This window comes from Gordonia sp. NPDC003429, assembly GCF_053588575.1.
The window spans coordinates 182,102-203,767 of sequence record NZ_JBSFQF010000009.1; the positions used below are offsets into that span (position 1 = coordinate 182,102).

The following is a 21,666-nucleotide window of genomic DNA, read 5'->3' on the forward strand; positions in this document are numbered from 1 at the left end:
TTCAGCAGTAGACCGATTTGAGGTTCTGGTAGGCGGCCAGGCCTTCGGGGCCGAGCTCGCGTCCCATGCCACTGTGTTTGACCCCGCCGAACGGGGCCACCGGATCGGGGATGTAGCGATTGATCCCGATGGTGCCGGTCTGCACGCGGGCGGCGACGTCGCGCGCACGGTCGTCGTCGGTGCTCCAGATCGTTCCGCCGAGACCGAAATCGGAATCGTTCGCGATGGCCACCGCATCCGCGTCGTCGTCGTAACCGATGACGGTGAGCACGGGACCGAAGATCTCCTCGCGAGCGATGACGGCGTTGTTGTCGAGCCCGGCGAACACCGTCGGCTGCACGAACCATCCGCTGTCCATGCCGTCGGGACGTCCGCCGCCGGTGGTGATCCGGCCACCTTCGGCCTTGCCCTTCGCGATGTAGCCCTCCACCCGTTCGCGATGCCGACTGCTGGCCATCGGGCCGATCTGGGTGGTGGCTTCGCGGGAATCGCCGATGTTCATCGACGAGGCGAACGCGGTCAGCACGTCGACCACCTCGTCGTAGCGGGAGCGTGGCGCCAGTACCCGGGTACCCAGGAAGCAGGTCTGCCCGTTGTTGGCGAGTGTCGCGACGAACAACTCGTTGCCGATGGTCGCCAGGTCGAGTTCGGCGTCGTCGAGGACGATCGTCGCCGACTTGCCGCCGAGTTCGAGGGTGACCGGGCGCAGCAGCCGACCGCACGTCTCGGCGATGGACTTGCCCGCGGCGGTGGAACCGGTGAACGCCACCTTGTCGATGCCGGGATGCTCCACGAGGTGAGCTCCGGTTTCGCGGCCACCGGGAACGAAATTGATCACGCCCGCGGGTAGTTCGGCAGCCTGGGCGGCTTCGGCCAGCAGGTACGAATCGAGCACGGTTTCCGGCGACGGCTTGATCACCAGCGTGCAGCCCGCGGCGAGAGCGGGCGCGTACTTGAAGGCGGCCAGCGTCTGCGGGAAGTTCCACGGCACGATCGCGCCGACAACGCCGACCGGTTCGCGGCGGACCTCGATGTGCCCGCCGAACATCCCCTCGCGGATGTCGGGCGCTGCGGCTTCGATGAGGCCGGCGTAGTAGCGGAGCAGGGTGGCCGGGTACACCGCCTCCAGCTGCCCGGCCACGCCGATCGGCATTCCGTTCTGCGAGGACACCAGGGTGGCGAAATCGTCCTTCCGGGCATCGATCTCGTCGGCGAAGCGGCGCAGGTGGGCGGCGCGCTCGGCGGCGGGCAGGCCCGACCATGTGGCGGGGTTGTCGAAGGCGATACGCGCCGCGCGGACCGCGTTGTCGATGTCGGCGCCGGTGCCGTCGGGCACTTCACCGATCGGTTCACCGGTGTTGGGTGAGACGACGGTGATGTGCCCGGTCCCCTGTGGGTCGACCCACTCGCCACCGATGAACAACTTGTCGAGCCGAGCCGTTCCGGTGGGCAGCGCTCCGGGCGAGATAGCGGTACTCATATGTCAACGAACCTCCATGACAGTGATTGGAGTCACCAAGTGATGCTCTGGTGGCCATCCTCACACTGAAGTGGGGTGGTTAACTGTCCGGAATCCGGACACCGGTGGAGTCGCCACACGGCGACGCCCGATTCGGCGATGCGGATCAGGTGTCGATGCCGAGGGCGCGAATGCGCGCGTAGAGCGTGCTTCGGCTGATTCCGAGTCGTCGTGCGGCGTGCACCTTGTTGTTGCGACATTCGGCCAGCGCGTCGATGATCCCTTGGCGCTCCACGCGTTCGTGCATACTCAGCCGTGCTGCCCTGCCCGCCTCGCGGAGGTGTGCCGGCAGATCCTCGACGTCGATCGTGTGGCTGCGACCCTGATTGCGCGCCTGGGAAGCCGCGTCGGCGATGACGTGGCCGAGTTCGGTGTAGTTCGCCGGCCACACGTGGGCGGCGAGTGCATCGATCACTCGGGGACGTATGTGCGTGCCGGGGGCGTGGCGGTCCACGAAGAATGCTGCGGCAGCCGCGATGTGTTGTGTCCGGTGCCGGAGAGGAGCCAGGTCGGTGCGTTCATCACACAGCGCGCACAGCGCGGCAACCGCCCCGGACACGGAATCGCCCGCACCGGCCACGATCACGATCGGTGGATCTTTGTCGATGAGCAGGCGACGCAGCGTGGTCGTATCGGTGGCTGACAGGAGGTCGACGTCGTCGACGACGAGCACCGCTCCGGTGTCCCGTGCCCGTTGCGCGGCTCCGGCGATGTCGACGGGAGAGCCGGTGGCGACCGCTCGCGCGACGTCCACCAACTCGACCGTGCAGCCCTCGGTGGCCGAGCGGGCGAGGACGGATCGTCCGGTACCTGGTTCACCGGTGATCGCCAGCGACCGTCCCGCCGCGGGGACGAAACGACTCGTGGTGAACACCTGCGTGGCCGACGGCTCCTCGTGCACGGTTCGCCGCGGTATCGACGGCCGGTGCGCGGTCTCCGGGGTGAGTGCGAACACCGCGGAGCCCGGGCCGGCAACCCGCTCGACCGCGACGTCCACCGTGGCGCCGGAACTCAGCGTCAACGTGGGCGGGATGGTCTCGGTCGAGTCGGCGAATGACCGCAACACCGCGAGATCGATCGGATCGAGCAGTGCTCCGGCGGTGTTGTTGGTCAGCAGCAGGTCGTCGCCGATCGCGACCGCCGCGATGCTGCGTTTACCGATGCGATGAAAGGCGTCGAGGAGCAGCTGGTGGGAGCTGCGTGCGTGGTCGAGCAGACTGCTCTGGATGTCGGTGGCGATGCGATGGACGAAGGGCGCGAACAACGGGTGGATCGTGTCGCTGACCGAGGTCATGCAGAGGATTCCCTCGAGTCTGTTGGTGCCCGGATGCAGGATGGGGTACCCGTAGCAACTGAGGTGTTTGAAGCGCTCGAGGTAGTGTTCGCCGCCGTTGACCGCGATGGGTTTGCGGATCTCCACCGGCGTGCCGAGAGCGGTGGTGCCCACCGCGTCCTCGTTCATGAACGAGCCGTGTACGGCGCCGAGTCGATCGATGTGCCGTTCGACCGTGGTGCCACCGAAAACTCTTGAAATGAGCCTGGATTCACTGTCGGTCAGAAGCAGGGCGACGCCGGTGTCGGTCAATTGGTCGCCGGCGTGATCGAGGATGGGGCGAGCCACCCGCAACAATCGGTCGCAGTTGCCCAGATCCTCGTCGACCACCATATCCGGGGTTGTGTCCGGGGCCAGTCCGCTACCCGCCGACCGGCGCCACGACGTGACGATCTCGGTACGCAGCGCAGGAGTGGTGGAACTGCGCATGCGCACTCCTCTCGGTCGGTGGTGAGTCCGATCGCGGTCACTCGCGGTGGGACAGATCCTCCCAGAATTCCTGGGCCGGTTGATGCCATTCGGCGTGCTTGGTGTGGAAGAGTTGCGCCGCCCGCCGCCCCGGCCACGCGTGGTCGAGCAATTCGCGCGGCAGGTCGGGATCGAGGAAGGGGAATCGTCGCCAATCTTGGACGAGGCGGACCTGCGCGGTGAACGCCGCCGACCCGGTGTCGGCCGTCATCGTGGCGTAGGTGTCGATGAAGTCGAGGTAGGAGCTCTCGACCTCGTCCAGCGACCAGGCATCGGCGATGAGGCGTTGCGGTGAGCCGATCGAGGACAGCGGTCCGATCCACGCGTAGGCGCGATCGTCGAGACCCAGTTCGTCGACGACCCGGCGCACCTCGGTCTCGTGGGTGGTGTCGGGGGTGATCCAGATACCCGGACTCGGTGAACCCAGGCCGGCCCAGGTGAGGCGGGTGCGCAGTTTGTGGCGCAGTTGCCGCTGGGTCTCGGGGATGGCGGTGGACAGGACGAGCCACCGCCCGTCCCAGGACTGGTCGTCGGTCAAGAAGGAGTAGATCCGCCGGGTTCCCTCATCGAGGAGAAGTCGGCCGGGGTCGGTGATGGTCCAGCGGACGCGCCGGCCGGCGCGGTGCGATTCGAGCAGTCCCTCGTTGGCCGAACGCGCGATCGCCTGGCGGGCCGACTTCTCCTCGATGCCGAGTGCGCCCAGCGCTCCGGTGAAGGTTGACGTCCACACCGCGTCGCCGCGTGGATACACGAACTCGCCGAGGATGGTGAGCAGCAGCGCGCGGGCGCTCGCGGCCGACACCTGCCTGCGTCGTGACCCCACCGCGCCCAGCGCGTCGAGGTGATCTGTGGTGACCGTCATGGTTGCGTCTCGCTCGATGTCCGGGCCGTCGGCGTCAGGGGAGTGCACGATTCCACAACGTACTGGGCCGCACAGAAGAAGTACTGGGCCGCACGGGAGAAACCGAGACGAGGCATGTGTGACACGATACTATTGATTCTACTCGATTGTGTAGAATATGGTGTTTGTGCAGCACGCGTGGGGTGAGGGTGGGGATCAACCCTCTGACCGCCGCGAGTGTGCGATTCTCGCGTATGCCTCCAGTGCGCGGCGACGGTGATCCTTGGGACTCTCGCCGTACTCGGAGCGAAACATCTGGCTGAAGTGCGACGCGTTGAGAATTCCGTTACGTGCGGCGATTTCGCTCACCGACCGGGTTGCCTGCAACGGGTCGACGAGATCTCGCCGGCACTGTTCGAGGCGCAGATGCCGGATCCACCGCGCGGTGGTCATCTGTTCGCCTTCGAAGAGCCGGTGCAGGTAGCGCACCGACACGTAGTGCGCCGCCGCGATCGACTCGACCGAGAGCTCGGGGTCGTAGAGATGGTCCTCGATGTAGGCCTTGACTCGTATCAGCAGTGTGCGTGCCGCCGCGTCGGAGTGCGCGGTCTCCGACTCCATCCGGTCGCTGTAGACCGCGGAGACCAGATCGAGGAAGGTCGACGCGACACGGTTGGCCGACAATCCCTGATATGCCTCGGGGTCGCGCGAGAGCTGGCCCAGCATCGAGCGCACGAGTGCGGGGGTGCCGGCGGCGCCCGACACCGGTGTCGACGTCACACGGGAGACCTCGTCGGGTCTCAATTCCAGCGACGACCGGTCGAACATCGCCACGATCGTGCGGTGGCGGGCGTTCCACTGCACGTCGAACGGACGGGTGCAGTCGTAGATGGTGAACTCGCCCGGCTTGATCTCCACGTCGCGCCCGTCCTGCCGGAACCGGCACGATCCCCGGATCTGCAGCGCGATGAGGTAGTGGTCGTTGTCGTCGGACGCGGCGAGTCTCGGTGTGCGAACGACGAGTTCGGGATCGGCGTCGGCCCGCGTCACCTGTAGTGACCCGATGAATCCGGTGTGTAGCCGCCAGCTGAATCGGGACGATTCCGCCGCGTCCACGCGTAACGGGAAGAACGTCTCGTTGACAGCTTCCTTCCAGGCGTCGAGTTGTTCGCGCTGCAGGACGGGCGCAGCGGAATCGACGACCTCGGAAACGGTCGGGATAGTCGATTGATCGTGGTGGCCGCGTAGGTCCATCGTCATGTGGGTCGGCGTCATCGCTGTGGGTCCAACTGGGCTGGGGGTCAAACCGGGCTGGGGGTCAAACCGGGCTGGGGGGCTGGGGATTCGAGCGTCGTCACGCTGTCGTGGGATGTGGACGTTGGCGCCGGCGTGTCGTGTCCTCGTCACGCCGGAGTGTGATGGACGTTACACCCACGGCCGGGTGCGGCTGTCGAATCCGTGCACGGCCACTATCGGCATCGTGCCGCGCGACGGGTGCCCATCCGCCGCTGTGCTCCCCCGTCGTGGGTATTGGCGCGGCGTCGGACCCCTCAAGTCGTGCGCGGAAGTGACAATCGGGCGGCGCTGGGGTGACAGCACGAACGACCTCGGAGAACTTCAATGAGTGCCATGTCGTCAATCACATAACCAGTCCGGATGTGATCCGCGGCATACATCGGCTCGTGGCCGATGCATCGTCCAGTACGCCAACCGAGGAGTCATCATGGCCACTCTCCGTTCCGAGATCACGATCGAACAGCCCGCCGACGCGGTATGGCGGGCCGTCGTCGACGATCCGATCGAGAACTGGTTCCCGCTCATCGAGAACTCCGTCGTGGAGGGGTCGAGCCGCACCATCGTGCTGCAGGACGGCACCAAGGTCGAGGAGGCGATCGTGACGCGGGATCCGTCGCTGCGCCGTTTCCAGTACAAGGTGGTCGGTGGCGATCTCCCGGTGGAACATCATCTGGGCACAGTCGATGTGATTGTCCTCGAAGACAATTCGAGCCTGGTGGTGTACAGCACAGAAATCGAACCGGCAGCCATCGGAGAGGTGATGGGACCGGCGATCGCCGATTCGCTGACCGGACTGCGACAGCGTCTCTCCTGAGATCTTCTGCACGGCAACACATCACCTCGTTCACCGTTGCCCCGACACCACACCCCCCGACACCGAAAGGTGAATCCCTCATGACCGCATCCACATCCGTCGATCCGAGAATCCAGTACGGCACCGACATCGATCTGTTCAGCGAAGAGTCCCTCCTGGATCCCTACGACGACTACAGGGCCCTGCACGACATCGGCGAGATCGCCTACCTGACCAAGTACGACATGTGGGCGGTGACCCGATATGACGGTGTGAAACGAGTGCTCGGCAATCAGGACATTTTCAAGTCCGGCGACGGCATCGGCATGAACGACATCCTCAACACCGCCTGGGCGCCGTTCGCCCCGTGCCTCGACGGCGCAGACCATGCGCCACTGCGCCGGGTCATGATGCAGACCATCGGCCCCAAGGCCGCGTCGCAGTACAGGGACACGATCGAGGCCGCCGCCAACCAGCTGGTCGACGAGGTGGTGGCCAAGGGTGAGTTCGACGCGGTGACCGATTTCGCACAGCAACTGCCCACCCGGGTGATCCTCGACCTCATCGGCCTGAACCCCGGCTCCGAGATGCGCATCAACCTTCTGCACTGGGCCACCGACTCCTACAACTGCTGCGGCCCGGACGGCACCTTCGACGACACACTGCCCAGCATGGAGAAGCTCTACGGCTTCGTGCTGGAGAACATGGGCGAGGAGGGTTTCCGGCCCGGCAGTATCGGTGCGCAGACCTGGGAGGCCGCGCACAAGGGCATGATCACCCCGGAGCAGGCGTTCGGCATCCTCGGCGGGTACGCGACGGCTGGGCTGGACACCACGGCCAGTGCCATCGGCAGCCTGATGATGCTGTTCGCGAAACACCCCGACCAATGGGAGATCGTGCGCGACGATCCGTCCCTGATCCCGTCGGCGGTGCTCGAGGGTGTCCGCGTGGAATCGCCCGCGCAATGGTTCACCCGGGTGACCACGCAAGACGTCGAGTTCGGCGAGGTGACCGTGCCCGAACACACCCGGATGTACCACTCCTACGGTGCGGCGAACCGCGACGAGCGCAAATATCCCGACCCGGCTCGCTTCGATGTCCGGCGCAACCCCGCCGACAGCCTGGCCTTCGGCTTCGGCGTGCATACGTGCATGGGCAAATCGCTGTCCAACCTGGAGATCTTCTCCCTGATGACCGCGCTTACCGCCAAGGTGGACCGGATCGAACCGACCGGAGAGCCGGTTCGCCACGTCAACAACCTGATTCGCAGCCTCGAGTCACAGCCGGTCCGAATCCACCCGCGCTGACCGCTCCGGCGCACCCGAGCTCATCTCACCCCAGACCGAGGGACCAGCCCATGCCCAAGATCATCTATCGCTCTGCCGACGGCTCCGAAGACTATGTCGACACCACCGCGGGAACCACCGTGATGCAGGCCGCGGTGTCGGCCGGTCTCGACGGGATCGTCGCCGAATGCGGTGGGAACGCCATGTGTGCGACCTGCCACGTTTTCGTCGATCCCGGACGCCTCGAAGAGTTTTCGGCCATGGCCGCCGATGAGGACGAGATGCTCGACTGCGCCGTCACCGAGCGGCGCGACAACAGCCGGCTCTCGTGTCAGCTGGTGGTGTCCGACGACCACGACGGTCTCCTCGTCGAACTGCCCGAGGAGCAGTGATGGTCAACGGGCGGGTCGTGATCGTCGGCGGTGGGCAGGCCGGTTTCCAGGCCGCTGTGTCGTTGCGGCAGAACGACTTCGGTGGTGAAATCACGATTGTCGAGGCCGGAGGTGTCATGCCGTATCAACGCCCACCGCTGTCCAAGGCGTATCTGGATCTCGCCAAGGACGCCGGTGACGCCTCTCTGCCGTTCCGTCCCGAGTCGTTCTATGAGCGGCACGAGATCGACCTGCGCACCGGGTGTGCGGTGGACGTCATCGAACGGCCCGATTCGCGGGTCCGGCTGAGCACGGGTGAGGCGGTCGAGTACGACGCACTGGTTCTGGCACTCGGTTCGCGTCCTCGGCGGCTTGCGCTCTCCGGTGTCCGGGCATCGGGTGTGCACACGTTGCACACCGTTGCCGATGCACGTGCTGTGCGGGCCGCGCTGGGATCGGCACAGCGAGTGGTGGTGGTCGGCGGCGGCTTCATCGGTCTGGAGGTGGCCGCCGCCGCCATCACCGCCGGATGCCGGGTGACGGTTGTGGAGGCCGCCGACCGGGTGATGGGCCGGGTGGTCTCCCCGGAGTTGTCGGCCTTCGTCACCGGCGTGCACGAGATGCGTGGCACGACAGTGTTGGTCGACACCGCCGTCGCCGGATTGCGCACCGACGACGGGCACGTGCGCGGCGTCGAACTGGTCGACGGATCTGTACTGCCGGCCGACCTGGTGGTGATCGGTGTCGGCGTCGTGCCGAATACGGAACTCGCGCGATCCGCGGGGCTCGCGGTGGAGAACGGGATCGTCGTCGACGAGACTCTGAGCACCGTCGATTCGAAGATCAGCGCCATCGGCGACTGCGCGGCCTACCCGAGCGTGCACACCGCCGGCATGGTGCGGCTGGAGTCCGTGCAGAATGCCACCGATCACGCGCGGTGCGTCGCCGCGCGGATCGCGCACGGGAGCACCGACCGCTACGCGGCACTGCCCTGGTTCTGGACCCATCAATTCGATCTCAACGTGCAGATCGCCGGGATCGGCAGGCCTGACGACGAGATCGTCGCAACAGGGGACAGTGCAGTAAGGAGCAGTGCAGAAAGGAGCAGTGCAAGAGGGGGCAGTGCAGTGGGGAAGTTCTCGGTCCTGCGATTCCGCGACGGGCGGCTCGCTTGTGTGGAATCGGTCAATTGCCCTGCCGACCACATGGCGGCGCGAAAGATTCTGGGCGCCGGCGTGGAACTCACCCCGGCGGAGGCTGCGGCGTCCGACTTCACTCTCAAGGAGTTCGCCCGGCGCGCCGCACCGGGTAGGGCGGAAGCGCACTTGTAGTTCTACTTATATATACAGAAACGACAGAGACACGTAGCATATTGCCATGATGAACGCCCACCCGTTGATCGATGCACACGTGCACGCGCCGGTCCTCGGCACACTCTCGCCGGCATGGCGCCAGTGGGCCGACGACTTCGCCCGGGGGTACCGGTGGCAGCGTGGGTACCACCGGGACGGCCGCCCGGATCCCGCAGGCCTCGACGAGTTGTTCGCCGAGGAAGGGGTCGACCACGCGCTGCTGTTCTGCGAGTACAGCCCCAAGGCCACGGGCATGCAGCGGATCGAGGACCTGCTACCGATTGTCGAGGCGAATCCGCACCGATTCTCGTTGGTGGCCAACATCAACCCCCACCTGCACTACCCGCCGGTCGACGAGTTGCAGCGGCAACTCGACCTCGGCGCCGTGGCGCTCAAACTGCACCCCGTGCACGGCGGATTCGACCCGAGCGACCGAGACCTCTACCCCGTGTACGCCAGGTGCGCCGACCTCGGTATCCCGGTGATCCTGCACTCGGGCACCTCCACGTTCCCCGGGTCCAAGACGAGTATGGGAAACCCCGAACTGCTGCTGGAACCCGTCGACTACTTCGGTGATCTCCAGTTCGTCTTCGCGCACGGCGGGCGTGGGTGGTGGTACGACGTCGCGGCGTTCATGGCGCAGGCCAAACCCAACGTGTGGCTCGATCTCGCCGGGTTGCCACCCCGCAAACTCCCCGAGTACTACGCCCGATTCGACCTCAACCGATTGGCTCGCAAGATGATCTTCGGTACTGACTGGCCCGGCGTGCCGGGCGTTGCCCGCAACGCGGAATCCGTTGCGGCCCTTGGCCTGGACGACGACGTACTCGCCGGCGTGCTCGGTGGGAACGCGCTGCGGGTGTTCGGTCGCATCGCCACGAAACTGCGGCCCGCCCCGCCGACCACTGCTGCGCGGTCGGCAACGGCGCAGGGGATGGCGGTATGAGCGCGGACCGCGGGAACGTCGGCGTGGTCGGGGGCGGCACGATGGGCGTCGGCATCGCCTACGTCTTCGCTGCGGCCGGCCGTGGTGTCACCGTCGTGGAGCCCGACGCCGGCCGCGCCGACGCCGTGGTGGCGACCATCGCCGGACGGACCGACAAACTCGTGGCGGCCGGAAGGATGGAGAGCGTTGAGGCGTCCGCCGTGGTGGAACGTGTCGCCGTGGCCGAGAAGGCCGCCGACCTCGCGCCGGGCCTGGACGTGGTGATCGAGGCGGTGCCCGAGATCCCGGACCTCAAAGCGACGGTGTTGCGCGACATCGAAACCCGTGAGCCGCGCGTGATCGGCACCAACACCAGCTCGATCGCCATCGGTCGGCTCGCCCGGGCGCTGAGTACTCCCGAACTGCTCATCGGCATGCACTTCTTCAACCCGGTCTGGTCGATGCCGCTGCTGGAGCTGATCCGATCGGAGTCCACCTCGCCGCAGACCGTCGACACCGCACTGCGGATCGGCGCGGAGATCGGCAAGGAGACGATCCTGGTCAACGACGTGCCCGGATTCGCGACCAGCCGCCTCGGCGTCGCGATCGGGCTGGAGGCCATCCGCATGCTCGAGGACGGGGTCGCCTCGGCGGCCGACATCGACCGGGCCATGGAACTGGGCTACCGCCATCCGATGGGACCGCTGCGGCTCTCCGACCTGGTGGGCCTCGACGTCCGACTCGGCATCGCCGAGTATCTCAGCCGCGAGCTCGGCCCCCGGTTCGAGCCGCCGCAACTGTTGCGCGACATGGTCGCTCGCGGTGACCTCGGCAAGAAGACCGGCCGCGGCTTCTTCGACTGGAGCGACGCGTGAACACGCTGGAGGTCGATCTCGACGGCGACGTCGCCCACATCAGGCTGGCCCGCCCCGACCAGCGCAACGCGATCGACACCGCCATGATCGGCGAACTGCACGAGGTCTGTGAACAACTGGAGCGCGCGCCGCGCGTCGCCGTCATCACCGGCGGCACCGACGGCTTCTTCGCCGCCGGCGCCGACATCGCCGCACTGCGCGAGCGCGGTCGCGACGACGCGCTGGCCGGTATCAACCTAGGGCTGTTCGAACGCATACGCGCACTGCCGATGCCGACCATCGCGGCGATCGACGGGCACGCACTCGGTGGTGGCGCCGAACTGACCTATGCATGCGACATCCGGATCGGCACGCCCAGAACGCGTATCGGCCAGCCCGAGCCGGGTCTGGGGATCATCGCCGGTGCGGGTGCGTGCTACCGGCTCACCCGGCTCGTCGGGGAGAGCGTGGCCAAACAGATCCTGCTGGGCGGACGAATCCTCGACGCCGAACGGGCCCATGCGGTGGGACTGCTCGATTCGATCGTCGATCCCGACGAACTGCTCGGTGCCGCAACATCTCTGGCACAGCGGATCGGCCGTAGTTCGCCCATCGCCATGCGCATGACCAAACTCGCCGTCGACGCAGCCCCCGACGCCCATCCCCAACTCGACCTCGCGATCCAGGCGATGCTGTTCGCCGATCCGGACAAACACGACCGGATGACCGCCTTCCTCGAACGACGCCGTTGACGGCGCTCGCGAAACCCACAGGAGCATTCATGACCGAGATCCTTCCCAGCTACATCCGCGGGGCGTGGTACCAGCCCGACGACGAAGGCCGCGAACTGCTCGACCCGTCGACGGGCAGCCCCGTCGCACGCGCCACCGTGCGCGCCCTCGACTACCCCGCGATCCTCGACCACGCCCGCGACGTCGGCGGCCCGGCGCTACGCGAGCTCACCTTCGCGCAGCGCGCGCACATCCTCAAGGACCTCGCCAAGCACCTGAGCGCACACGTCCCCGCCTTCACCGACCTCTCCCTACACACCGGGGCCACCCGCCGTGATTCGGCCGTCGACATCGACGGCGGCATCGGAGTGCTGTTCGTGTACGCCAAACTCGGTGCGACACTGCCCGACGGGCCCCTGCTCGCCGACGGCGACATCGATCCGGTCGGCCGGGGCGGCACCTTCGGGGTACGCCACGTCTGGGCGCCGCGGCGAGGAGTCGCCGTGCAGATCAACGCCTACAACTTTCCGGTGTGGGGCATGCTCGAGAAATTCGCTCCCGCCTTCCTCGCGGGCGTGCCGAGTGTGGTCAAACCGGCCACGCAGACCTCGTTCCTCACGCGCGCCGTCGTCGCCGAGATCGTGGCGTCCGGGCTGCTGCCCGACGGGGCACTGCAACTGGTCTGCGCCCGACCCGACGGTCTCGTCGACGCACTCGGCGAACAGGATTCGCTGGCCGTCACCGGCTCCGCCGACACCGCCGCGGCCTTACGTGTGCACCCGGCGGTCGCCGCGCGCGCCGTCCGGTTCACCGCCGAGGCCGATTCGCTCAACGTCAGCATCCTCGGTCCCGACGTCACACCCGACGACCCCGAATTCGCACTGTTCGTCAAGGGGATCGCCACCGAGATGACCCAGAAGGCGGGACAGAAGTGCACCGCCATCCGACGCGCCCTGATTCCGCGCCATCGCATCGACGAGGTGGTGTCGGCGCTGTGTGAACGGCTGGCCACCGTCACCGTCGGCGACCCGGCCGACGAGTCCGTGCGGATGGGCCCGCTGGTGAGCACCGCCCAGCGCGATGACGTCCGCGACGCGGTCGCACGGCTGCAGAAGTCCGCGACAACGGTTTTCGGTAACCCGTCCACGCAGCCGGAAGTCTTCGCCGCGCGCTCGGATTTCGCCTCGGGCGCCTTCATGTCGCCGGTGCTGTTGAGGGCCGACGATCCCGCCGCCGACGATCTGCACGACGTCGAGGCGTTCGGTCCCGTCAGCACGGTGATGCCGTACGACACGCTCGACGACGCCATCACGCTCGCCGCCCGGGGCCGCGGCAGCCTCGCCGGATCGGTGGTGACCGCCGACGACACCGTGGCCACGACCCTGGTGGCCGCGCTCGCGCCGTGGCACGGCCGGCTTCTGGTCCTCAACCGGGCCGACGCGGGCGAATCGACCGGGCACGGCGCCGCCATTCCGCACGCGGTGCACGGTGGCCCCGGCCGCGCCGGCGGCGGCGAGGAACTCGGTGGAATCCGCGGCATGCATCACCACCTCGCGCGCACCGCGGTGCAGGGCACCCCCGACTTCCTCGGCGGACTCGCGTGAACACTCCCGAACCGGCGAGTTCGGGCGTCGGCGGGGCTGTCGGACTCCCGAGTGCGCTGGTCATCGGCGGTGGCGGCGGCATCGGTGCCGCGATCAGCCGCCGGCTCGCGCACAGCCATGCGGTCGCGGTCGGGTACCGCGACAACGCCGCCCGCGCCGAAGCCGTCGCCGCGTCGATCGTGCAGGGAGGCGGTCAGGCGCAAGCGGTGGGCGCCGACGTGTCGACGGATGCGGGCGTCGCGGAGGCATTCGCGGCGGCGACCGGACTTGGCGCACTACGGACCGTGGTGCACACCGCGGGTGCGTGGGATTTCACCAAGGTCGGCGAGCTCACCGCCGAGATCGTCGAGCGTGACTTCGCGACCAACCTGGAATCGGCGCTGCTGACCCTGGCAGGGTGCGCACACCACGTCGCCGACGACGGTCGTGTGGTGCTGTTGTCCAGTGCCGCAGCGTTTCTGGCTCCGGCACGCCAGGCGTCCTATGCCGCGATGAAGGCGGGTCTGGAGGCGGCGGCGCGGGTTGCCGCCAAGGAACTCGGCCGACGGCGGATCACGGTGAACGTCGTACGGCCGGGTGCCACGGACACCGATCGCCTGCGGACATCCACCGCGGCGCGGGCAATCGACGCGATGTCGACATCGAACGTGTTGCAGCGCTTGGGCACCGCCGATGACATCGCCGCCGTGGTGACGTGGCTCGCGGGGCCCGAATCGGGGTGGTCACCGGGTCCGTCGTCGATGCGAACGGTGGACTCTTCTGAGGAGTGCACGAAATCGACCGTCTTTGTTCTACAAAACACTAGACGTATCGCAATAGTTACGTAGAATGTGGAGAGGCAGCCAGTCCATGAGAGGAAACCCTGTGACCGTGGAAGATCGCACCGGTGCGGCACCCGCACCGACCGGACCGCTGAGTCCTATCGACTACTCCGAACGCATCCCGAACAATGTCAATCTCGCCGAGGATCGCAGACTCCAGCGGGCGCTCGAGCGTTGGCAGCCAAAGTTTCTCGACTGGTGGAAGACCCTCGGGCCCACCTTGCCGACCAAGGATGTCTATCTGCGCACCGCCATCGCGGTCGGCCGTGACGGGTGGGCGCATTTCGACCACGTGCCGATGGAGGACTACCGGTGGGGCATCTTCCTCGCCGACCGCAACCCGGAGCGCATCATCCCCTTCGGCAAGCACAAGGGTCAGCCTGCGTGGCAGGAGGTGCCGGGGGAGTACCGCGCCGAATTGATGCGTCTGATCACGGTGCAAGGCGACACCGAACCGGCATCGGTGGAACAGCAACGCATCCTCGGCAACACCGCACCGAGCATCTACGACCTGCGAAACCTGTTCCAGGTCAACGTCGAAGAGGGCAGACACCTGTGGGCCATGGTCTACCTGCTGCAGGCGTACTTCGGTCGCGAAGGTCGTGAGGAGGCCGAGCAGCTCCTCAAGCGCAACTCCGGGGATCTCGACTCGCCCCGCATTCTCGGCGCCTTCAACGAGGAGACCACCGACTGGCTGCAGTTCTTCATGTTCACCTACTTCACCGACCGGGACGGCAAGTATCAGCTCGGCACCCTCAAGGAATCGGCCTTCGACCCGTTGGCCCGCACCTGCGAATTCATGCTGAAAGAAGAAGCCCACCACATGTTCGTCGGCACCACCGGCGTGCAGCGAACCGTGGAACGCACCGCGGAACTGATGGTGCAACATGGCATCTCAGGCGCCGACGACGAGGCGATCTTCGACCACGGCGGTATCCCGCTCTCGGTGGTGCAGAAGTACCTCAACTTCCAGTTCTCGGTGTCGATGGACCTGTTCGGCTCCGAGCAGTCCACCAACGCCGCCGCCTACTTCACCGGCGGGCTCAAGGGACGGTGGCAGGAGACCCGCCGCAAGGACGATCACGTGCTCGCCGACATGACCTATCCGATGCGGACCGTGCAGGACGGCGAGATCGTCGAGATTCGCGTGCCCTACCTGACGGCACTGAACCTCGACCTGCGCGACGAGTACATGGCCGACTGCGAGAACGGCGTCCGTCGCTGGAATCAGGCACTCGAGGACGCCGGCCTGCCCGATCGGTTGACGTTGCCGCACGAGGGATTCCACCGCAAGGTCGGCACCTTTGCCGAGCACTTCATCTCACCCGACGGACGGGTGATCAGCGAGAAGGAGTGGGACGAGAACGTGGCCCGATGGCTGCCGCTGGCCCACGACCGGGCGCGGGTGGCCGCGCTGATGATCCCGCACTACGAGTACGGCGAATTCGCCGGCTGGATCGCGCCACCCAAGACCGGGATCAACGATCAGCCGGTGGAATTCGATTACGTCCATCTGCGCGAAGAGGCCCTTCTCTGAGCGTGTCCCTGCCGGTCGGGAACCCGCGCCCGCGATCGCGGGTTCCCGATCCCCGTCCCCACACCCTCACCGTCCAGCCCCCAAGAGGTGAATTCTCCATGACCGCCACCACAGCTTCTCCCGTCGGCCAGATCGTCCCCGACGCCAACGACCCGCACCAGCCCGACGTCGTACCGCCCGCCGTTGTACCGTCGGTCGACTTCGACACCGACCCGTCCCGGTACCGGCACTGGCGACTCGACATCGACGGACCTGTCGCGACACTCACCCTCGCCGTGGATCCGCAGGGCGGACTCGTCCCGGGTTACGAACTGAAGATGAACTCCTACGACCTCGGCGTCGACATCGAACTCTACGACGCGGTGCAGCGCCTGCGTTTCGAGCATCCGGGGTCAAGGCCGTCGTGGTCACCGGCGGCCTCGAGCGGATGTTCTGCGCCGGAGCCAACATCCGGATGCTCGCCGGGTCGCCACACTCGTGGAAGGTGAACTTCTGCAAGTTCACCAACGAGACGCGCAACGGCATCGAGGACGCCACCGCGAACTCCGGCCAGACCTACATCGCCGCGGTGAACGGCACCGCGGCCGGTGGCGGCTACGAACTGGCCGCCGCGTGCGAACAGATCGTGCTCGTCGACGACGGATCATCGGCCGTGTCGCTGCCCGAGGTGCCGCTGCTCGGGGTGCTGCCCGGTACCGGCGGCCTCACCCGTGTCGTCGACAAGCGCAAGGTGCGCAAGGACCGCGCCGACGTGTTCGCCACCCGCGCCGAGGGCGTCCGCGGCACCACGGCGGTGAGCTGGGGCCTGGTCGACGAGACCGTCGCCCGATCGGACTTCGACGCGGCCGTCGCCCGTCGCGCGCAGGCGGCGGTGGACGGCTCATCGCGTCCCTCCGGTGTCCCGGGCGTGGCGCTGACACCGTTGGGGCGCACCGAGACCGACACGCAACTGGAGTACACGTACGTGAGCGCGCTCCTCGACGCCGACGCACGCCGCGTCGACCTCACCATCGCGGTTCCCGATGCACCACCACCACCGGATGCCGACGGCGTGCGGGAACAGGGTGCCGCCTACTTCCCGCTGCAACTGGCCCGCGAACTCGACGATGCCATCCTCCGGCTGCGTACCAACCACAATGACCTGGGCACCTGGGTGTTTCGCGTCACCGGGGACATCGAGGTGGCCACCGCCTACGATGCGCAGCTCGAGGAACTGGCCGGCGACTGGCTCGTCAACGAGATCCGGCACTACCTCAAGCGGACGTTCAAACGTCTCGACGTGACCAGCCGCAGCCTCATCAGCGTCATCGAACCGGGCAGCGCGTTTGCCGGCTTCCTCGCCGAGATCGCCTACGCCGGTGATCGGCAGTACATGCTCGAAGGCGTGTACGAGGACATCGACCCCGATGCCGACCCGGCCGTCATCCGGCTCACCGCGGCGAACTTCGGCAGCTACCCGATGGGCAACGGGCTCACCCGGCTCGAGTCGCGCTTCTACGGGCACGGGAGCGACCTCGCCGCGGTGCGCGAGTCGGCCGGGATACTGCTCGACGCACCCGCCGCCGACGAACTCGGGCTGCTGACCTCGGCGCTCGACGACATCGACTTCGCCGACGAACTGCGGATCGTGCTCGAGGAGCGGGCATCGTTGTCGCCCGACGCGCTGACCGGGATGGAGGCCAATCACCGCTTCGTCGGTCCGGAGACGATGGAAACCAAGATCTTCGGGCGTCTGACCGCATGGCAGAACTGGATCTTCATCCGGCCCAACGCGGCCGGACCCGACGGTGCGCTGCGGCGCTACGGCACCGGCCATCGCGCCGAGTTCGACGTGAAGCGGGTGTAGCGGGATGGTGGCAACGGTTCCGGCGGGATTCAACGCCGCCGAGTATCTGGTACATGCGCGGGTCGCCGAGGGATTGGGCGACAAGACCGCCCTGATCGGCACGCGAACGGTCACCTATGCGGAGCTGTCCGACGAGGTCGCGCGGGTCGCGTCCGGGCTGCGCGCCATCGGTCTGCATGCCGACGACCGGGTGATGCTGGTGATGAGCGACGACGTCGAGATGGCGGTGACCATCCTGGCGGCGTTCCACGCCGGGCTGGTGGCCGTGCCCGTCTCGACCATGCTCAATGGCGCCGAGTTGCACAAGCTCGTCGTCGACTCCGGCGCGCGGGCACTGGTGGCGACCCCCGAGTTCGCCGACACGGTGGCCGCCGCGGTGGTCGACGCACCCGATCTCGCACATCTCGTGACGGTGCGCGACGGGGCGGTGCGCGATGTGACGGTGGGCGATGTGACGGGGGGCGACGTGACAGAAACATCGCCTGCGGGAGTGACACGCCACGACTGGCGAGAACTGTTGAACCGCAGCCCGATTGAGATCGCCTCCACCATGACCGACTCGTGGGCACTGTGGCTCTACACCTCGGGCACCACCGGGAGCCCCAAGGCCGCGATGCACCGGCACGAGAACATCAAATGGGTCTACGAGACCTACGGGCGGCAGACGCTGGGGATCGGCCCCGACGACGTCTGCTTCTCCGTGGCGAAACTGTTCTTCGCCTACGGGATCGGCAACAGCCTGTTCTTCCCGCTCGCGGCCGGTGCGACCGCACTGCTGATGCCGTTGCGGCCGACGGTGGAGTCGGTGGGCGACCGCCTCGCCCAGGGACAACCGACGCTGTTCTTCGGCGTGCCCACCTTCTACGCGACCATCGTCAACTCGGCGTTGCCCGACGACGCCTTCGCGTCGGTGCGGTGGGGAGTGTCGGCGGGCGAGGCGTTGCCACCCGCGCTGCAGGAGAACTTCCGGCGGCGATTCGGCGTCGACATCCTCGACGGCATCGGCTCCACCGAGGCACTGCACATCTTCCTGTCCAACCAACCCGGTGACATCAGGCCGGGCACCACCGGAAAGGCCGTGCCCGGTTACGAACTCGAGATCCGCGACGCCGACGGCAACCTGGTGTCAGCGGGCACACCGGGACGGCTCTTCGTCCGCGGCGAATCGATCGCCCTCGGGTACTGGCATCGCACCGAGGCCACCCGCAGCGTGTTCGAGGGATCGTGGCTGTCCACCGGCGACACGTACCTGCGCGACGAGGACGGCTACTACCAATGCCTCGGACGCTCCAACGACCTGCTCAAGGCCGGTGGGATCTGGGTGTCACCGTCGGAGGTGGAGTCACGGCTGCTCGCGCACCCCGCGGTTGCCGAAGCGGCGGTGGTCGGGCTGCCCGATGCGGCCGGCCTCGACAAACCCATCGCCGCGGTGGTGCTCACCGACGACGCCAGGGGAACGGTCACCGCCGACGACCTGATCGATTGGTGCAGAGAGGAATTGGCGTCGTTCAAACGGCCGCGGGACGTGATCTTCGTCGACACACTGCCCAAGACCGCCACCGGTAAGCTGCAACGATTCCGTGTCCGGCAGCAGATGCTGCCGACCGTGACAGGAGCATGACGATGACACCGACCGCCATCGTCGACCGCCGCACCGACCTCGTGATCGTCGGCGCGGGACCGGTCGGGCTGTACGGGGCCTACTACGCAGGGGTGCGCGGACTGTCGACGGTGGTGGTGGATTCGCTGTCGCAGATCGGCGGGCAGGTCACCGCGATGTATCCGGAGAAGCTGATCTTCGATGTGGCCGGCTTTCCGGCGATCAAGGGCCGCGACCTGATCGCCGGGCTCGAACAGCAAGCCGCGCAGTACGATCCGTTCTTCCTTCTCGGCCGTGAGGTGCAGACGTGTACCACCGGGTCCGATGGCAGGCACCTGGTGACCACCTCCGCGGGCGACCGGATCGACTGCGGTGCGGTGGTGATCACCGGCGGGATCGGGACCTTCACCCCGCGCGCGCTGCCCGCCGGCGAGGACTTCCTCGGCCGGGGACTGGACTACTTCGTCCCCGACGCGGCGCCGTACACCGGCGCCGACGTACTCGTGGTAGGTGGGGGAGACTCGGCCCTGGACTGGGCGCTGATGCTCGAGCCGATCGCCCGATCGGTGACGGTCGTGCACCGGCGCAAGGCTTTTCGGGCACACCACGGCACCGTCGAGCAGGTCATGGCGTCGTCGGTCGAAGTCATCACCGATGCCGAGGTCAGCTCGCTCACCGGTGACGCCGCGTTGCAGGCCGCCAGTATCACGCTCAAGGCCGACGGCACCACCCGCGATGTCGGGTGTCAGCGTGTCGTGGCAGCCCTCGGATTCATGGCCAACCTCGGGCCGCTGCGTGACTGGGAACTCGAACTGCACGACAACCGGCACATCGTCGTCGATCCGGCGATGCGCACCACACGGCCCGGCATCTACGCCGCCGGCGACATCGCCGACCACGACGGCAAGGTGCGGCTCATCGCCGTCGGGTTCGGCGAGGTGGCGACGGCCGTGAACAACGCCGCGGTGTACATCGACCCTGCGGCGCAACTGTTTCCCGGACATTCGACCGACGCTCAGCCCGCGCCGGTCCCGGCATGAGGAGGTACCGATGCCCTATGTGATCGCCAGTCCGTGCATCGACGTGATGGACAAGTCGTGCACCGAGGAGTGTCCGGTCGACTGCATCTACGAGGGTGAACGCAAGCTCTACATCAACCCGAAGGAATGCATCGACTGCGGGGCCTGCGAACCCGTCTGCCCGGTGGAGGCCATCAGCCAGGATCGCCGGGTGGCACCCGAGGACGAGGAGTTCGTGGAGGACGCACGCCGATTCTTCACCGAGTTGCTTCCCGGGCGTGCGCAACCGCTCGGTGCGCCCGGCGGCTCACACAAGACGGGACCGATCGGCGTTGACACCCCGATGGTGGCGGAGAAATGAGCACCGACTTCGGCGTCGTCGCCGACACCGCGCCGCGCATGGTGGGCCGTCCCGTCGAGGAACTGTCGGATACCGAACTCGAAGTGCAGGGCAAGCGGGCACACGACACCCGCAACTGGGTGTTCCTGCACGGCACCGCCGAACAGTTCGCCACCCACACCCGGCGCATGCTGGCCCTCGAGCAGGAGTACCTTCGCCGACACCCCAAACGGACGTGGCAGGGCCGCGCGGGCGATGCGGCGCCACCGCGCAGCGACGACCCGGTGCGGGCGCTGCTGATGATGATCGACACCGCCGGTGGACGGATGCACAAGCTCGAATTGCATCAGGCCGCGCGTGAATGCGGCGTCACGCGCGAGACGCTCGCCTCCCTCTACGGCACCGGCGGCTATCTCGCGGCCGACCGCGCCGACCGCGTGCTCACCGAAGCGGGACGCATGGTGGCCCGCGGGGGTGAGGCCGACGGCCCGTCCGGATCGGTGGCGCTGTCGTGGATTCACGAGCAGTCGCCCACCTGGGACACCGACCGCGAACGCATCATCGGGCATGCACCCGAAGGCGTCTTCGATTTCGCGTCGCGTCCCGGCGACCGGATGACAGGCGAGTGGTGGCGTGCCGAGGACGCCGACGGCGTGGTCGGGTACGGCTGGATGGACAGCGCCTGGGGCGACGCCGAGATACTGCTCGCCGTGGAAACCCACCGGCAGTCTCACGGCGCGGGAACGTTCATCCTCGATCACCTCGAGAGCGAGGCGGCCGCACGCGGCGTGAACTACGTGTACAACACCGTCCGCGGCGACCGGGCCCATCGGGCGCGGGTGCGGGGATGGCTCGCAGGACGCGGCTATGCTGCCGACCCGGGCGGGGAGATCCTGCGAAAGCGGGTGGGCGGACGGATCATCCGTGACCCGGCGCACCCGCTCTACGCGCCGGTGTTCGACCGCTCGTCCGACCGCGGTCCCGGCGGTGAGGAGGCCGGCGGCTACGTCGACCCCGAGTTCCAGCAGTACTGATTGAATCGCCCCGGGTTTGCTGGAGGCTCGGTTAGTTGGTTCCAGCGTTTGCGGGGACCGGGTTCTCACGGTAGCTGGTGACGGTGTGGGTCGACC

19 protein-coding genes and 1 pseudogene are annotated in these 21,666 nt (G+C 67.3%); 16 read left to right on the forward strand and 4 right to left on the reverse strand.

The window, feature by feature from the left end:
- Position 1 precedes the first annotated feature (1 nt).
- The 4 genes from ACWDSI_RS13190 to ACWDSI_RS13205 form a co-directional block, all read right to left on the reverse strand.
- Positions 2–1,480 (reverse strand): aldehyde dehydrogenase, encoded by a 1,479-nt coding sequence (locus ACWDSI_RS13190; RefSeq protein WP_449756810.1) that lies wholly within the window; start codon positions 1,478–1,480, stop codon positions 2–4.
- Between the two features lie 145 nt (positions 1,481–1,625).
- The gene (locus ACWDSI_RS13195) at positions 1,626–3,281 is read right to left on the reverse strand and encodes a sigma-54-dependent Fis family transcriptional regulator (protein ID WP_449756811.1); all 1,656 of its coding nucleotides are present in this window, start codon (positions 3,279–3,281) and stop codon (positions 1,626–1,628) included.
- Positions 3,282–3,318: 37 nt separating this feature from the next.
- Positions 3,319–4,230 (reverse strand): PaaX family transcriptional regulator, encoded by a 912-nt coding sequence (locus ACWDSI_RS13200; RefSeq protein ID WP_449756812.1) that lies wholly within the window; start codon positions 4,228–4,230, stop codon positions 3,319–3,321.
- A 147-nt stretch (positions 4,231–4,377) separates the two neighbouring features.
- A complete protein-coding gene (locus ACWDSI_RS13205) occupies positions 4,378–5,436 on the reverse strand; it encodes an AraC-like ligand-binding domain-containing protein (protein WP_449756813.1) in 1,059 nt (352 codons plus the stop codon).
- A gap of 448 nt (positions 5,437–5,884) precedes the next feature.
- Between ACWDSI_RS13205 and ACWDSI_RS13210 the strand changes: the two genes are divergently transcribed.
- From ACWDSI_RS13210 to ACWDSI_RS13285, 16 genes and pseudogenes are all read left to right on the forward strand, one after another.
- Positions 5,885–6,271, forward strand: a complete 387-nt coding sequence (locus ACWDSI_RS13210; protein ID WP_449756814.1) for an SRPBCC family protein — start codon at positions 5,885–5,887, stop codon at positions 6,269–6,271.
- A gap of 80 nt (positions 6,272–6,351) precedes the next feature.
- A complete protein-coding gene (locus ACWDSI_RS13215) occupies positions 6,352–7,557 on the forward strand; it encodes a cytochrome P450 (RefSeq protein WP_449756815.1) in 1,206 nt (401 codons plus the stop codon).
- Positions 7,558–7,607: 50 nt separating this feature from the next.
- A complete protein-coding gene (locus tag ACWDSI_RS13220; RefSeq protein ID WP_449756816.1) occupies positions 7,608–7,928 on the forward strand; it encodes a 2Fe-2S iron-sulfur cluster-binding protein in 321 nt (106 codons plus the stop codon).
- Positions 7,928–9,238, forward strand: coding sequence for an NAD(P)/FAD-dependent oxidoreductase (locus ACWDSI_RS13225; RefSeq protein ID WP_449756817.1), 1,311 nt, complete (start codon positions 7,928–7,930; stop codon positions 9,236–9,238). Before ACWDSI_RS13220 ends, ACWDSI_RS13225 begins: the two co-directional genes overlap by 1 nt.
- 46 nt (positions 9,239–9,284) lie before the next feature.
- The gene (locus ACWDSI_RS13230) at positions 9,285–10,205 is read left to right on the forward strand and encodes an amidohydrolase family protein (RefSeq protein WP_449756818.1); all 921 of its coding nucleotides are present in this window, start codon (positions 9,285–9,287) and stop codon (positions 10,203–10,205) included.
- Entirely contained in the window at positions 10,202–11,059 is an 858-nt protein-coding gene (locus tag ACWDSI_RS13235) for a 3-hydroxyacyl-CoA dehydrogenase family protein (protein WP_449756819.1), read from the forward strand. Before ACWDSI_RS13230 ends, ACWDSI_RS13235 begins: the two co-directional genes overlap by 4 nt.
- Positions 11,056–11,790, forward strand: coding sequence for an enoyl-CoA hydratase/isomerase family protein (locus ACWDSI_RS13240; protein ID WP_449756820.1), 735 nt, complete (start codon positions 11,056–11,058; stop codon positions 11,788–11,790). The genes ACWDSI_RS13235 and ACWDSI_RS13240 overlap by 4 nt, the downstream gene beginning before the upstream one ends.
- 29 nt (positions 11,791–11,819) lie before the next feature.
- A pseudogene (paaZ, locus tag ACWDSI_RS13245) lies at positions 11,820–13,358 on the forward strand (phenylacetic acid degradation bifunctional protein PaaZ); the annotation flags it as partial.
- Positions 13,359–13,369: 11 nt separating this feature from the next.
- Positions 13,370–14,200 (forward strand): SDR family oxidoreductase, encoded by an 831-nt coding sequence (locus tag ACWDSI_RS13250; protein ID WP_449756821.1) that lies wholly within the window; start codon positions 13,370–13,372, stop codon positions 14,198–14,200.
- A 37-nt stretch (positions 14,201–14,237) separates the two neighbouring features.
- Complete coding sequence (gene boxB / locus ACWDSI_RS13255; protein ID WP_449746592.1) at positions 14,238–15,731, forward strand: benzoyl-CoA 2,3-epoxidase subunit BoxB; 1,494 nt, start codon at positions 14,238–14,240, stop codon at positions 15,729–15,731.
- Positions 15,732–15,829: 98 nt separating this feature from the next.
- Entirely contained in the window at positions 15,830–16,219 is a 390-nt protein-coding gene (locus ACWDSI_RS13260; protein ID WP_449756822.1) for a hypothetical protein, read from the forward strand.
- Positions 16,159–17,577, forward strand: a complete 1,419-nt coding sequence (gene boxC / locus ACWDSI_RS13265) for a 2,3-epoxybenzoyl-CoA dihydrolase (RefSeq protein ID WP_449756829.1) — start codon at positions 16,159–16,161, stop codon at positions 17,575–17,577. The genes ACWDSI_RS13260 and boxC overlap by 61 nt, the downstream gene beginning before the upstream one ends.
- 4 nt (positions 17,578–17,581) lie before the next feature.
- Positions 17,582–19,198 carry a benzoate-CoA ligase family protein gene (locus tag ACWDSI_RS13270; protein ID WP_449756823.1) on the forward strand — a complete coding sequence of 539 codons (1,617 nt, stop codon included), beginning with the start codon at positions 17,582–17,584 and terminating at the stop codon, positions 19,196–19,198.
- Complete coding sequence (locus tag ACWDSI_RS13275; RefSeq protein WP_449756824.1) at positions 19,195–20,217, forward strand: NAD(P)/FAD-dependent oxidoreductase; 1,023 nt, start codon at positions 19,195–19,197, stop codon at positions 20,215–20,217. Before ACWDSI_RS13270 ends, ACWDSI_RS13275 begins: the two co-directional genes overlap by 4 nt.
- A gap of 10 nt (positions 20,218–20,227) precedes the next feature.
- Complete coding sequence (fdxA, locus tag ACWDSI_RS13280) at positions 20,228–20,557, forward strand: ferredoxin (RefSeq protein WP_449746588.1); 330 nt, start codon at positions 20,228–20,230, stop codon at positions 20,555–20,557.
- A complete protein-coding gene (locus ACWDSI_RS13285) occupies positions 20,554–21,570 on the forward strand; it encodes a DUF6158 family protein (protein ID WP_449756825.1) in 1,017 nt (338 codons plus the stop codon). The genes fdxA and ACWDSI_RS13285 overlap by 4 nt, the downstream gene beginning before the upstream one ends.
- Positions 21,571–21,666 lie beyond the last annotated feature (96 nt).